The organism is Terriglobales bacterium (assembly GCA_035573675.1).
GTDB lineage: Bacteria > Acidobacteriota > Terriglobia > Terriglobales > Acidobacteriaceae > DATMAB01.
The window spans coordinates 124279-138781 of the sequence record DATMAB010000018.1; the positions used below are offsets into that span (position 1 = coordinate 124279).

Annotated in this window: 11 protein-coding genes; 10 read left to right on the forward strand and 1 reads right to left on the reverse strand. The window is 65.9% G+C overall.

Annotation, left to right across the window (positions count from 1 at the left end):
• Positions 1-77 precede the first annotated feature (77 nt).
• The 8 genes from asd to VNK82_08595 all read left to right on the forward strand — a co-directional run bounded on the left by asd (position 78) and on the right by VNK82_08595 (position 9529).
• A complete protein-coding gene (gene asd, locus VNK82_08560; protein HXE90998.1) occupies positions 78-1133 on the forward strand; it encodes an aspartate-semialdehyde dehydrogenase in 1056 nt (351 codons plus the stop codon).
• A gap of 31 nt (positions 1134-1164) precedes the next feature.
• Positions 1165-2574, forward strand: coding sequence for a lysine-sensitive aspartokinase 3 (gene lysC, locus VNK82_08565; GenBank protein ID HXE90999.1), 1410 nt, complete (start codon positions 1165-1167; stop codon positions 2572-2574).
• Entirely contained in the window at positions 2571-3248 is a 678-nt protein-coding gene (locus tag VNK82_08570) for a dihydrodipicolinate reductase C-terminal domain-containing protein (GenBank protein ID HXE91000.1), read from the forward strand. The genes lysC and VNK82_08570 overlap by 4 nt, the downstream gene beginning before the upstream one ends.
• Positions 3249-3250: 2 nt before the next feature.
• Entirely contained in the window at positions 3251-4153 is a 903-nt protein-coding gene (gene dapA, locus VNK82_08575) for a 4-hydroxy-tetrahydrodipicolinate synthase (GenBank protein ID HXE91001.1), read from the forward strand.
• A 96-nt stretch (positions 4154-4249) separates the two neighbouring features.
• Positions 4250-5092 carry a 2,3,4,5-tetrahydropyridine-2,6-dicarboxylate N-succinyltransferase gene (locus VNK82_08580; GenBank protein HXE91002.1) on the forward strand — a complete coding sequence of 281 codons (843 nt, stop codon included), beginning with the start codon at positions 4250-4252 and terminating at the stop codon, positions 5090-5092.
• Between the two features lie 23 nt (positions 5093-5115).
• Positions 5116-6516: a dicarboxylate/amino acid:cation symporter gene (locus VNK82_08585; GenBank protein ID HXE91003.1), complete on the forward strand. Its 1401-nt coding sequence runs from the start codon at positions 5116-5118 to the stop codon at positions 6514-6516.
• Positions 6517-6553: 37 nt separating this feature from the next.
• Positions 6554-8215, forward strand: coding sequence for a ribonuclease J (locus VNK82_08590; protein ID HXE91004.1), 1662 nt, complete (start codon positions 6554-6556; stop codon positions 8213-8215).
• 354 nt (positions 8216-8569) lie between these two features.
• Positions 8570-9529 carry a threonine/serine dehydratase gene (locus VNK82_08595; GenBank protein ID HXE91005.1) on the forward strand — a complete coding sequence of 320 codons (960 nt, stop codon included), beginning with the start codon at positions 8570-8572 and terminating at the stop codon, positions 9527-9529.
• A 3-nt stretch (positions 9530-9532) separates the two neighbouring features.
• Here the strand turns inward: VNK82_08595 and VNK82_08600 are convergent, their stop codons facing one another.
• Positions 9533-12268, reverse strand: coding sequence for a cation-translocating P-type ATPase (locus VNK82_08600; GenBank protein HXE91006.1), 2736 nt, complete (start codon positions 12266-12268; stop codon positions 9533-9535).
• Between the two features lie 383 nt (positions 12269-12651).
• Here VNK82_08600 and VNK82_08605 point away from each other — a divergent pair, with 383 nt between their 5' ends.
• Positions 12652-13578: a hypothetical protein gene (locus tag VNK82_08605; GenBank protein HXE91007.1), complete on the forward strand. Its 927-nt coding sequence runs from the start codon at positions 12652-12654 to the stop codon at positions 13576-13578.
• A 21-nt stretch (positions 13579-13599) separates the two neighbouring features.
• Positions 13600-14499, forward strand: coding sequence for an undecaprenyl-diphosphate phosphatase (locus VNK82_08610; GenBank protein HXE91008.1), 900 nt, complete (start codon positions 13600-13602; stop codon positions 14497-14499).
• Positions 14500-14503: the final 4 nt, after the last annotated feature.

Below are 14503 nucleotides of genomic sequence, written 5' to 3' on the forward strand. Positions count from 1 at the left end.
CGCCGTTGCCGCCCCCGGAACCCCGCGCCGGTCCGGCTGCCGTGTCTAAACCGGTGCGTGTACAATCCGAAACAGGCATGAGCAGCAGCAAGATTCCAGTTGGAATCCTGGGCGCTACCGGGACGGTGGGCCAGCGCTTCGTCCAGCTCCTCGAGCATCATCCCTGGTTCCAGGTGGTATGGCTCGCAGCTTCGGAGCGCTCCGCCGGCCAGGCCTACGGCGACGCCGTCCGCTGGCGGTTGAAGACCCCCGTGCCGGCTGGTGTGGCGTCGCTGAAGATTTCCACGCCCCAGCCGCACGATGCGCCAAAGGTCATCTTCGCCGCTCTCGACGCCGATGTGGCACGGGAGCTCGAGCCGCGTTTTGCCGAAGCCGGTTGCGCCGTGGTTTCCAACTCCGGCGCCTTCCGCATGCAGCCGGACGTTCCCCTGGTCATCCCGGAGGTCAACCCGGACCACCTCAAGCTGCTTGAGTGCCAGTCCTGGCGGCGCAAGTCGGGCGGCTTCATGCTGACTAACGCCAACTGCACCGCGATCGGCCTGGTCCTGGCGCTGGCGCCGCTGGCGCAGCAGTTTGGCTTGGCGCGCGTGTTCATGGTCAGCATGCAGGCGGTGAGCGGCGCGGGCTATCCCGGCGTAGCGTCGCTCGACATCCTGGGCAACGTGATTCCTTACATTCCCAGGGAAGAAGAGAAGGTGGAGGCGGAATCCCGCAAGATGCTCGGCGCCCTGGACGGATCGCGTGTGGATCCGGCCGCCTTTGGCATCAGCGTACACTGCAATCGCGTGGCCGTTGAGGATGGGCACACGGAATCCGTCTCCGTGGAACTCAAGGAGCGGGGCACGGCCGAGGACCTCATCGCTGCCTGGCGCGGGTTTCGCGGTGTGCCGCAGCAGCTTGCTTTGCCCAGCGCTCCGCCACAACCTGTGATCTACGAAACCGCCGCCGACCGGCCGCAGCCGCGTCTGGACGCCGAGCGCGGAAGCGGCATGGCCGTCACCGTGGGCCGGCTGCGCGACTGTTCCCTGCTGCACTGGAAGTTCACTGTCCTCTCGCACAACACCATCCGCGGCGCGGCCGGAGCGGCCCTGCTGAACGCGGAATTGCTCAAGGCGCAAGGCTACCTGGATTGAACCGGACCGGCGGAACCCGACCATGATCGTAATGAAGTTCGGCGGCACTTCGGTGGAGGACGCGGCTGCCATCGAACGCGCGGCCGCCATCGTGCGCGCCCGCCTGGCCCGCCGGCCGGTGGTGATCGTCAGCGCGCTCGCCCGCGTCACCGACCAGTTGCTGGCCATGGGCCGGGCCGCGGGTGCAGGAGATCTCGCCGCCGCTCTCGAGTTGGCACGGGCGCTGCGCGAACGCCATTACACGGTCGCGGGAGAACTGCTGCACACCGGCCTGTTCACCCAGTTCCACCGCACCCTAGAGCAGGAGTGCGACGCGCTGGAAGAACTGCTGCGCGGCATCGCCGCCGTGGGCGAACTCACGCCTCGCACCTCGGACGCCGTCGCTGGCTTCGGGGAGCGCTTGTCGAGCGGCATCATCTCGGCCGCATTCACGCTGCGCGACGTCCCCGCGCGACTGGTGGATTCCCGGCGCATTATCGTCACCGACAATTCGCACGGCCGCGCCCTCCCGCAGTTCGACGAAACCAATGATCGCCTGGCCGCCGAGGTGCGCCCGCTGGCAGAGAACGGCACTGTACCGGTGATGGGGGGCTTCCTGGGCGCCACCCGCGAGGGCGTCACCACGACGTTGGGACGCGGCGGCTCGGATTTTTCCGCCGCCATCGTCGGCGCGGGCCTGAACGCCGAAGCCATCGAGATCTGGACCGACGTGGACGGCATGATGACCACGGACCCCGGCCTCTGCCCAGACGCGCACCGCATCAAGGTGTTGAGCTTCGATGAAGCTGCCGAACTGGCCTACTTTGGCGCCAAGGTCCTGCACCCGGCGACTCTGCTCCCCGCCATCCAGAAGAACATCCCCGTGCTCATCCTGAACTCGCGCAACCCCGGGTGCGAAGGCACGCGCATCGCCACCCGCGCGCCTCGCTGCGCCAATACGTTCAAGGCCATCGTCGCCAAGAAACGCATCACCATCATCGACGTTGCCGCCACTCGCATGTTGATGGCGCACGGCTTCCTCAAATCCATCTTCGAAGTCTTCGACCGTCACCGTTGCGCGGTGGACATGGTGTCCACCTCGGAAGTGAGCGTTTCGCTCACCGTGGATTCGAACGAGGCCATTCCGGCCATTGCCGCCGACCTGGGCAAGCTGGCCGACGTGAAGTACGAAGGGCGCAAGGCCATCGTGTGCCTGGTGGGCGAGAACATCCGCTCGACGCCGGGCATCGCCGCCGCCGTCTTCGGCGCCATCCCGGACGTCGGCGTACGCATGATCTCCCAGGGCGCTTCGGAAATCAACATCAGCTTCGTCGTGGACGAAGAGGACGTTCCCGGCGTCATCCGCCGCCTGCACGAAAAATTCTTCGCCGGACTCGATCCCGAGGTGTTCGATCCCCGGCCCGCAGTCGAGCGCGAGCGGGCCATGCCGGGGGCGCGATGAACCTGCTGGTGCTGGGCCGCGGAAAGACCGGCTCGCTGGTGGCCGAGGTAGCTCGTGAGCGCGGCCATCAGGTGCGCAGCCTTGGCGCGGCGGAGAACGAAGCCGGACGCGCCTTGACGCGCGAAGGCCTGGAGGGCGTGGATGTCGTTCTTGATTTCACCACTCCCCGCGCTGTCCTCGCCAACATCGAAGCCTGCGCCGCTGCGGGCGCCAGCATGGTGGTCGGAACCACCGGCTGGTATGACGACCTGCCGCGGGTGCGCGAGCTTGTGGAACGCAGCGGAGTCGGCTTCCTGTATGCGGCGAACTTTTCCGTAGGCGTCAACGTGTTCTTTGAGATTGCTCGTGCGGCCGCAGCGGCTCTCCGCCAGGGCTACCGCGGCGGCATCGTCGAGCGCCACCATGCCCAGAAGAAAGACAAGCCTTCGGGCACCGCGGTGAAACTGCAGAAGATTCTCGAGGACGCTTCCGGCGCACAGGTGGAGGTTACGTCCGTCCGCGAGGGCGATACCGTGGGCACGCACGTGCTGCTGCTCGACTCCGGCGGCGATACCATGATGCTCATCCACGACGCCAAGTCGCGCCGCACCTTCGCCGAAGGCGCCGTGCGGGCGGCGGAGTGGCTGCAGGGGAAAAAGGGTTTCTACGAATTCAAGCAAGTGTTGGAAGGCTAGCCATGAAATTGCGCGGTTGCGGTACCGCTCTCGTTACTCCCTTCAAGTCTGATGGCTCGCTCGACGTGCCGGCGCTGCGCGCGCTGGTGGCCTGGCAAGTGGAGTCCGGTATCGACTTCCTTGTCCCGTGCGGCACTACCGGTGAGACGCCGACGCTCTCGCGCGAGGAGTGGCTGCGCGTCATCGATATCACCATCGAAGTCGCATCCGGGCGCGTGCCCATCGTTGCCGGCGCTGCCTCCAACTCCACCGCCGACGCGGTCGAGAAGGCGCGCACGGTGGCGGCGCGCAAAGGCGTGGACGCCATCCTGACCGCCTCGCCTTACTACAACAAGCCCACACAGGAGGGCCAGTACCTGCACTTCCGCGCCATCGCGGAGAGCGTGGAGAAGCCGCTCGTGCTCTATAACGTCCCCGGACGCACCGGCGCCAATCTCGAGCCGGCGACGCTGGCTCGTCTGGCTGCCATCCCCAATATCATCGCGGTGAAAGAAGCCAGCGGGAACATGGCGCAGATCGCGGACGTCTTTCAGCGCGTTCCGGACAATTTCCTGGTCTTCTCCGGCGACGATTCCCTCACGCTGCCGATTGTCTCCCTGGGCGGCGCCGGCATCATTTCGGTGGCCTCCAATGAGATCCCGCGCGAGATGGCGGAGATGACCCGCGCCGCGCTGGCCAATGACTGGGAGACGGCCCGCCGCCTCCACCGCAGGTATCTTGCCTTGATGGAAGCCAACTTCATCGAATCCAACCCGATTCCGGTCAAAGCCGTGCTGGCCATGATGGGCCGCATCGAAGAGGTGTATCGTCTGCCCCTCTGCCCCATGAAGAAGGAGAACCGCGCCAAGCTGGAGCGAATCGCCGCCGAGGCCGGCCTGATTCCCAAGGCGGTCGCAGCAGGTTGACCTATGCGTTAACTCCTTTCATTTTGCACTTTCTCGTTTTTCCTTTTGCATTACCTATCCTGTGTCTCTGTGGTGATTCATTTATACTGCCGCGCGATGGACGAGTTGCGGCAAGCCATCGAGCGGTTCTTCGCGCTGGGCGCCGGCCTGCGCGCGACCGACCACGTGGAAGCGCACCGCGTGTTCGTGGATTTTCGTCGCGCGCTTACCGAAGGCAGGATCCGGGCCGCGGAGAAGGTCGGCGGCCGCTGGCAGACCAACGTGTGGGTCAAGCAGGGCATCCTGCTGGGTTTCCGGCTGGGCGAACTGGCCGAAATGGGCGAACCCAAGGGGCTCAGTTTCGTTGACAAGGACACCTTTCCGCTGCGGCGCTTCCGCGTCTCCGACCACGTGCGGCTGGTGCCCGGCGGCTCCTCGGTGCGCCAGGGCGCGTACGTTGCACCGGGCGTGATCTGCATGCCTCCCATGTACATCAACGTCGGAGCGTACGTGGATGAAGGCGCCATGGTCGACTCGAATGTTCTGGTCGGCTCCTGCGCGCAGATCGGCAAGCGCGTCCACCTGAGCGCCGGAACGCAGATCGGCGGCGTGCTGGAGCCGGTGAACGCTTCCCCGGTCATCGTCGAGGACGAAGTGCTGGTGGGCGGCAACTGCGGGGTGTATGAAGGCACTCTGGTGCGCGCTCGCGCCGTTCTGGGTGCGGGCGTCATTCTGACTCGTTCCACTCCGCTTTTCGATGTGGTGCGGGGTGAGACCTACCGTGCGACGCCGGAGGCGCCACTCGAAGTCCCCGAAGGCGCAGTCGTCGTTCCGGGCGGTCGCACCATTGCGCGCGGCAAGGCGGCCGAATGGGGCCTCTCGCTCTACACGCCGGTGATCGTGAAGTATCGCGACGAGAAGACCGATCGGAGCGCCGCACTCGAGGACCTGCTGCGGTGAGTACGACTCCGGAGCGCGGACCCGTGCCGGCAGCCGACGCCTTCGAGCGCGAGCTCACCACCGACCTGAAGGACTCCACGCCCGACCGTCCGCGGGGCCTGCCGCTGCACAGCCGCATCCTCATCGGCCTGGGAGTAGGCGTGGGCGCGGGCTTCGGGGCCAATGTGCTCCTGGGCGGCGACCACCGGGCAGTGGAATGGGCGGTGCGCAACATCAGCGAGCCGGTGGGCACGCTGTTCCTGCGCATGCTGCTGATGATCGTCATCCCGCTGGTGTTCTCCGCGCTGGTGGTCGGGGTGGCGGGCGTGGGCGACATCCGCAAGCTGGGCCGCGTGGGCCTGCGGACCATTGCGTTCACGCTGGTGCTTTCCGCCATCTCGGTCGGTATCGGGCTGGGACTGGCCAACACCGTGCGTCCCGGCAAGCGCATCGACCCCGCTACGGAAGCCGCGCTGCGCCAGCGCTACGGCTCCGAGGCGGCAATCCGCGTGGCGGCCGCCGAGGCAGGCGCGGAGAAAGACTCCGCCCTGATGACCGTGGTCAAAACGCTGGTCCCCGCCAATCCCTTCTCCGCCATCAGCCCCGAGACACCCAACATGCTGCACCTGATGTTCTTCGCGGTGCTGGTGGGCGTTTCGCTGACTCTGATCCCGCAGAGCGCGGCGGCGCCGGTAGTCGCGGCGCTCGACGGCGTATTCCATGTCAGCGCCAAGATTGTGGACATCGTGATGCGGCTGGCGCCGTATGCCGTGGCCTGCCTGCTGTTCACCAACACCGCGCGCTTCGGCCTGGACTTGTTGCAGGCGCTGGGCTGGTTCGTAGTGACCGTGCTGGCGGGCCTGGCGCTGCACCTGTTCGGCGTGTATTCGCTGGCGCTGGCTCTGCTGGCCCGTATCCATCCTATGGAGTTCTTCCGGCGCGTGAAGACCGCCATGCTGACGGCCTTTTCCACCTCGTCTTCCAACGCCACGCTTCCCACCGCCTTGCGCGTGGGCGAGGAGAACCTGGGCGCACCGCCGGAGATCAACAGTTTCGTGCTGACCGTGGGCGCTACCGCCAACCAGAACGGGACGGCGCTGTACGAAGGAGTGACGGTGCTGTTTCTGGCACAGCTTGCGGGCGTCGATCTCTCGCTCGGCCAACAACTGCTGGTGCTGTACCTCGCCATCCTCGGCGGTATCGGCACGGCCGGCGTGCCTTCGGGCTCCATCCCGTTCATCGTGGTCGTACTGGCTACGGTGGGCATCGACCCGGGCCTGATTGCGGTGATTCTGGGCGTGGACCGCATCCTGGACATGTGCCGCACCACGTTGAACGTGACCGGCGATCTGGTGGCGGTGGCCTACGTGTCGCGCGCCGAGGGCTACGAGTTGTTGCGCGGGCCCGCGTCCGTGCCGGCGGCGGCTGTAGCCGCGAAGCCGTAGCGCCTTGGTCCCTGTGCTAGCATCAATGTTTCCCTCCATGCCATCCGGCAAGCTGCAGGTCATCCCGCTGGGCGGGTTGGGCGAGTTCGGCATGAACTCGATGGCCATCCGCTGGGGCGACGACATCATCGTCATCGACACCGGGCTGATGTTCCCGGAAGCCGAACTGCTGGGCGTGGACATCGTCGTTCCCGACATCGCCTACCTGCTGGAGAACCGCGACAAGGTCCGCGGCATCATCCTGACCCACGGCCATGAAGACCACATCGGCGCGCTGCCCTGGGTGCTGGACGAGCTGAACGTGCCCGTCTACGCCACCGAGTTCACGCTGGCCTACGTCGAGGACAAGCTGGAAGAGCATGAGCTGCTCGACGCCGCCGTGCTGCATGAGATCCGACCGAATGAGCGATTCCGTCTGGGGCCGTTCACGATTCATCCCATCCAGGTGACGCACAGCCTGGTGGACTGCGTGGCGCTGGCCATCCACACGCCGCTGGGGGTCATCATCCACACCGGCGATTTCAAGGTGGATCCGACGCCCACCGACAACCGGCTCTTCGACCTGCACTCGTTCGCCGAGTACGGCAAGGAAGGCGTGCTGGCGCTGTTCCAGGACTCGACCAACGTCGAACGCTCAGGCTACACGCCCAGCGAGCGCGCCGTGCGCCGCAAGTTCGACGAAGTGTTCAAGAGCGCCCCGCGGCGGCTCTACATCTCCTGCTTCTCGTCTTCCATCCATCGCATCAAGCTGGCCATGGAGATGGCCTACGAATACGGGCGCAAGGTGGCGCTGGTGGGCCGCTCGATGACCGAAAGCGCCGAAATCGCCGAGGACCTGGGCTACATTGATCCGCCCGAAGGCTTGCTGGTGAGTCCCGGCGAGATCAAGAACCTGCCTCCAGAGAAGGTCTGCGTGCTCATCAGCGGGACGCAGGGCGAACCGATGTCGGCGCTGTCGCGCGCGGCGGTGGAAAATCACAAGCATGCGCGCATCGAGAAGGACGACACCGTGGTGCTCTCCTCGCGCATCATTCCCGGCAACGAGAAGGCCATCTACCGCATGATCGACCACCTGTTCCGGCGGGAGGCGCACGTGGTGTACGAGGACGGCTCCTCGCCCCCGGTGCACGTGAGCGGCCACGCCAGCCAGGAAGAACTGAAGCTCATCATCAACCTGGTGAAGCCGCGGTACTTCATCCCCATCCACGGCGAGTATCGCCAGCTCAAACGGCACGCGGAACTGGCCGCCTCCATGCACGGCGCCGTGGGCCAGGTGCTGATGATCGAGAGCGGCGACGTGCTGGAGTTCACCGAGCTGGGAGCGCGCAAAGCCGCGCGCGTCACCGTGGGGCGCGTGTGCATCGACGCGGGATCGCTCGGGGACGTGGTCGAGGACGTGGTCATCAAGGACCGCCGTCACTTGAGCGAGGACGGCATCGTGCTGCCCATCATCGCCATCAACAAGCTCACCGGGCGCGTAGAAGCAGCGCCGGAGATCGTGATGCGCGGCCTGGCGGGCGAGGACGGCCTGCAGGACGAAGCGCGCCGCATCGTCGCCCGGACCCTGGAGGAGTCGAGCGAGGAAGAAAAGCGCGACTGGGGCGTCATCAAGGAGAAGATCCGCCAGGACCTGAAGCGCTACATCGCCAAACAGACCTCGCGGCGCCCGCTCATTATGCCGGTGATCCTCGAGATTTAGGCACCCCCCCTTCCCCCTCTCCCTCGAATAGAATGAATGGGTTAGGGTAGAAGTTCCCTACAGCTCCCCGATTTTAAAGAACTTAGGGGCAAGTTCCCCGTAACAAAGGACTTATCCCACTGGCATTGCCAGTCAGAGTTATAATATCAGTATGGCAATGCCTTGTCAAGGAAAAATTGCAGGCAGACTGAAAAGCTCCAACAAGCCGGGGCTAAAGCTCGGTGACCCTGCTCCACTCGACGCGGGGCGAAAGCCCCGCTCTCTCGCACCTATCTATCCCCGGACAGCGGGACGACTCGTGATGTAAGCTCGACCTGGCGCGGTTCCTGAGCGCGCCGGGGAGAAGCGGCGAGCTTGATCACACTGGACGACATTCGGGCGGCGCAGCAGCGCATCCGTGGCGTGGCGGTGCGCACGCCGCTGGTGGAATGCCCGCGCGAGCGTGCAGACGAGCGCGTGTTCTTTAAGGCGGAGAGCCTGCAGCCGGTCGGTGCGTTCAAGATCCGCGGGGCGTACAACAAGGTCGCTTCCCTGCCCGAAGCAGAACGGAAGCGGGGCGTCATCACCTACTCCAGCGGCAATCATGCGCAGGCGGTGGGCTACGCGGCGCGCGCTTTCGGCACCAGGGCAGTGATCGTGATGCCTTCGAACGCGCCGCCCATCAAACAGCAGGCGACGGCGGCGCTGGGCGCGGAGATCGTGCTGGTCGGCGCCGCGAGTTCGGAGCGTCAGGCCAAGGCTGAAGAATTGGCCGCGCGGCACGGCTACACGATGGTGCCGCCCTACGATGACCCGTGGATCGTCGCCGGTCAGGGCACGTGCGGGTTGGAAATCGTGGAAGACCTGCCGGACGTGGAACTTGTGCTGGCGCCGATCAGCGGCGGCGGACTGCTGAGCGGCATTGCCACTGCGGTGAAGCTCTCCAAGCCCGATGTGAAGGTGGTCGGCGTGGAGCCGGAACTGGCTGGAGATGCGCAGGAAAGCTTCCGCTCCGGCAAGGTGGTGGAATGGCCTGCAGAAAAGACGTCGCGCACCATCGCGGACGGCCTGCGCACGCAGTCAGTCGGCAAGCTGCCGTTCGAGCACATCCAGCGCTACGCGGACGACATCATCACGGTCACCGAAGATGAGATCCGAGAGGCCATGCGACGCATTGCCTTGAACGCGCGGCTGGTGGCGGAACCCAGCGGAGCCGTCAGCTTTGCGGGCTTCCTGTTTCACCGCGAGCAGCTACCCAAGTCGAGTCACACGGTGGCGGTAATCAGCGGCGGGAACGTGGACCCGTTGCTGCTGGCCCGCGTGCTGGCGGGATGAGCGTCACGTGGTTGCCCTACGGTTTCGCGCCACCCGTTTTGCCGTCTCCAGCGCGAAGAAGACAACGACGCTCAACGCGACAGAGAACGCCAGCCAGCGGCCCGGCAGATCCACGGTTCCGAAGAACGGCTGCAGGAACGGAGTGTAGACGACCACGAGTTGCAGAACGAGGGTGAGCGCCACGGCGCCGAGAAGCGCGGGATTGGAGAACACGCCCACCGTGAACAGCGAGTGGCGGCCGGAGCGGATGGCCAGGCAGTTGGCCATTTGCGTAAAGGTCAGCGTGGTGAAGACCAGGGTCTGCCACGCGGGGTCGTTGAGCGACCAGCGCCAGTACCCTGCTGACAGGCAAAGGGCGCCGATCAGCAGACCGACCCAGAGAACGTGCCATCCCATCCCGCCGGCGAAGAGGCTCTGGCCGGGCGGCACGGGAGGCCGGCGCATGACGTCGCGTTCCGCAGGCTCGACGGCCAGAGCCAGCGCCGGCAGACCATCGGTGACCAGGTTGACCCATAGGATCTGCAGCGGCAGCAGCGGCAGAGGCATGTCCAGAAGGGGCGCCAGGAACATGACCCAGATCTCGCTGGAATTGGTGGCCATCAGGTACTGGATGAACTTGCGGATGTTGTCGTAAATGACGCGACCTTCGCGCACCGCGGCCACGATGGTGGCGAAATTGTCATCCAGCAGCACCATGTCGGCGGCCTCTCGCGCCACGTCGGTGCCGGTAATCCCCATAGCGACGCCGATGTCGGCGCGCTTGAGGGCGGGAGCATCGTTGACTCCATCGCCGGTCATGGCCACCACCTCGCCGCGCGACTGGAGGGCACGCACGATCTCCAGCTTGTGCGCCGGGGAAACGCGCGCGTAGACCGAGACTTCCTCGACGGCCTGGGCCAGCTCGGCTTCCGACATGCGCGTCAGCTCCAGCCCGGTGACGGCGCGCCCACGATCGATGAGGTTGATTTCATGGGCAATGTGCAGCGCCGTGAGGGGGTGATCGCCGGTGATCATCACCGGGCGAATGCCCGCCCGGCGACAGGTGGCCACGGCCTCTTTCACTTCCGGGCGAGGCGGGTCCATCATGCCGACAATGCCGAGGAAAACGAACTGCGCCTCTGCGCGTTCGAGTTCGGAGGGCACTTCGGGCAGCGGGCGGAATGCCACTCCCAGGACGCGCATGCCCTGGGCTGCCAGGCGTTCGGCGGCCGCCAGAATCCGGGCGCGCTCGTCGTCGTCGAGTGGCTCCATGCGTCCCTCGTTCCACGCCTGAGTGGAAACGCCCAGCAGGCTGTCGACGGCTCCTTTAGCAAACGCCACCAGCGGGGCTCCGGCCAGGGCATGCTCCAGGGAATGCAGGGCCGGGGTTACGGATGCGGAACCGTGCTTGGCGGCGACATGGTGGACGGTCATCATGCGCTTGCGGTCGGAATCGAAGGGCAGTTCGGCTACGCGTGGGAGGGCTTGCTCGAGCTGGGGCTTAAGAAGATGCAGCCGGGCTGCCGCCACGACCAGGGCAGCCTCCGTAGGGTCGCCGAGCGCGGTGTACTCACGCGGCTCATCGGGCGCCCTCTCCAGGTGAGCGTCGCTGCAGAGGGCGCCGCCGGCCAGCAGCAGGGTGACCGCCGGCCGTTCGCGAAGGACCTCGAGAGCGGTGCGGTCGTCGGCGCGGAGAAGGTGGGGAGTCAGGTCGAGCCGCCCGGCGCTGGTCTCCAGCACGGTGACGGTGATGCGGCTTTCGGTGAGGGTGCCGGTCTTGTCCGTGCATATGACGGTGACCGAGCCCAGCGTCTCCACCGCCGGCAGCCTGCGGATGAGCGCCTTGCGGCGCAGCATGCGCTGCGCGCCCAGCGCCAGGGTTACGGTAACCACGGCGGGAAGTCCCTCGGGTACAGCCGCAACCGCCAGGCTCACCGCAGTGAGCAGCATCTGCTGAACCGGCTCGCCGCGGAGCAGGCCGAGGGCAAAAATCACGGCGACCACAGCCAACGCGAACACGGCCAGGCGCTTGCCTAACCCGTCCAGTCGCTTCTGCAGCGGCGTCGGCTCCGGCCGTATGCTCTGGATCATCTCCGCGAGGCGGCCCAGTTCGGTGTGCGTCCCCGTGGCCACGACGACGGCCTCGCCGCGCCCGTAGGTGATCGTGGTCCCGGCGAACACCATGTTGCTGCGGTCGCCGATGGTCAGCTCCGGAACGGCCAGCGGGTCGGTTTGCTTTTCGACCGGCTCGGATTCGCCGGTAAGGGCGGCTTCCTGGGCTCGCAAGCCGGCGACTTGAATCAGGCGGGCGTCGGCAGCGACGGCGTTTCCGGCTTCCAGCAGCATGATGTCGCCGGGGACGAGGTGGGCAGCAGGAACATCGCGCACACGGCCATCGCGACGCACACGCACCGAAGGCCGCGACAAGCGCCGCAGCGCGGCGAGAGCCTGCTCTGCCCGATGCTCCTGGGTGAAGCCCAGCACGGTGTTGAGGATGACAATCGCCAGGATGGCGACTGTGTCCTTGTAATCGCGCAGGAGCAAAGACACCGCAGCCGCGGCCAGCAAGACCAGCACCATCGTGGCCCTGAGCTGATCCCAGAGGATGCGCCACGGACTCTTGGCGCCGCGCTCGGCGAGTTCATTGGGGCCATGCTCGGCCAGGCGACGCGCAGCTTCGGACTTGGTCAGTCCGAGGGCGGCATCCACGGCAAAGTGCCGCAGCGTTTCCTCGCTCGTCCGCGTGTGCCAGGCGCTCATTGCACAGCGATGATATTGCACCCCCCGCTGACGCGTCTGTGCGTTGCCGAACATTCCGCTGCCGCATCACCGCAGGCACGGGTAATCTTCGACAGCACTGCCGCGGCGTCAGTAGAATCAGAGCGGCTCAGGTCAGACGCGCGCATGGCCCTGATTCCAAACCCAGGGTGGTGGGCCGTACCGTCGCGCAGAAGGTGCTCCGGGAGGCGCCGTGTCCGGTCCTGACGGTGGTCGCTCGCTCCGAAACCAGCACGGAGCAGAGCTGAAATCGCGAACAACTTCACAGGACCTCGCTGCGAGGCAACCCCAGTGTAGAATCGAGGCTCCTACGTTATCGCCGACTCCTGGTCTCGATGCCCAGAACACCTGAATCCCTACCTACCGTGCTCCTGCTCCTGGGGCTGGGCTTGCTTGCCACCCTGCATGCTTCCGCACAGGACACGTTTCCAGCCAAGGAGCGCGTGGTGCTGGTGCGCGAAGCCATCGTGTACATCTCGCCGGACGCCAGCTCGGCCAAGCTGGCGCAGGCGGAGCGCGGACGCGAAGGAGCGGTGCTGGACCGCAGCCGGCAGTGGGTGCAGGTCTTTATCAACACCGAGCAGGGCCGCAACGTGACCGGCTGGATACTGGACAAGGGGCTGGTGCGCGCGTCTACGCCCAACGGCGACCGCATCCTGTTCGGCGAGGCGGTGGATTCCGAGGCCGAAGCGCAGCGCCGCCGCGGCCGCAAGAACGCGGCCCAGGACGCCATGCGGCTCTACTACCGGACGTTTGAGTACTTTCCGAGCTCACCGCTGGCCGGCGAGGCGCTCTATCGCGCCGCCGACATCAAGTGGCAGATCGATGCCGCCGACGCCAAGTCGCGTCCTTCCGCCAAGGATGACCCGCGGTATCGGCCGCACATCGACGAGGACCTGATGCGCGAAGTGCGCAAGAAATTCCCCAAGACGCGCTGGCATGCGCTGGCCGAGTTCAACCTGCTGGAAAACAAGCTCTGCGGAGACTGGGGGGGCAAGTCCAAGTGCCCGGAGAAGGACACCGAGATCTATGAGGAGTATGTGAAGGAGTTCCCGCAGTCGCCGAAGGCCGCCGAAGCGCTCTACCTCGCGGCAACGCGGCAGGCCGCGCTCATCGAGATCTACAAGACGGAGAACAATCCGGGCAAGTCTCAGGCGGCGAAAGCCAAAGGCATCGCACTGGCGCAACGGGTGATGGCCCAGTTTCCGGACAGCGACTGGAGCCCGCGCGCCGCGCGCCTTGCCTTCCTGATGGAACAGGGAGTCCCGCTATACGGGAATACTCTCGAATGACGGCAGGGGGATGCTGCTGAAATGAGCGCGAGCCCCGCCGCAGCCCTGGTGAACGACTACCTGCTTTCTTTCCTGCTGGGTGTCATCGAGGGGCTGACGGAATTCCTGCCGGTCAGCTCGACCGCGCACCTGCGCATCGCCGAAGCCCTGTTCGGCGTAAACCTGGCCGACGGCTACTGGAAGATGTACTCCATCGTCATCCAGTTGGGCGCCATTCTTTCCCTGCCTTTCTACTTCCGGCAACGGATCGCCGGTTTCGTGGCCGACTTCCCGCGTGGCGCGCGCGGTGACCGGAATTGGCTGACGCATCCGCTCGGGCTCACGCTCATCGCGTTCGCCTGCACGGCGGTGCCTTCCCTGCTCTCGACCCGGCTCATAGGCAAGCATCTGGAAAGCCTGCGGTTGATGGCGTGGGCGCTCATCGTGGGCGGAATCGTGATGTGGGCGGTGGATGCCTGGGCGGCGCGCCGCGCCGCCCGCACGGAGCGAATGGACGACATGGGCCCGGGTCAGGCGGTTTGGATTGGGCTTTGCCAGGTCATGGCCGCCGTGTTTCCCGGGGTCTCGCGCTCCATGGCGACCATCGCCGCAGGCCAGACGGCCGGCATGACGCGAATCGCAGCGCTGGAGTTCTCTTTCTTTCTGTCCATCCCGACCATGGCGGCTGCCACCGGATACGACTTCGTCAAATCGCTGCGCGCCGGCAGCGGCGCCGGCGAAGCCCACCTGGGTTCGTTCGCCATGGACGCCCACGGCTGGATGGTGCTGGGGATCGGCTTCGTGGTGTCGTTTCTGGTCGCGCTGGGCTCAGTAGCCTGGTTCATGCGCTGGGTACGCACACGCGGATTTGTACCGTTCGCGGTGTACCGCATCGCGAGCGGGATTCTGGTGCTGGCCTGGGTGTGGCGCAGCGGATCCTGAGCGT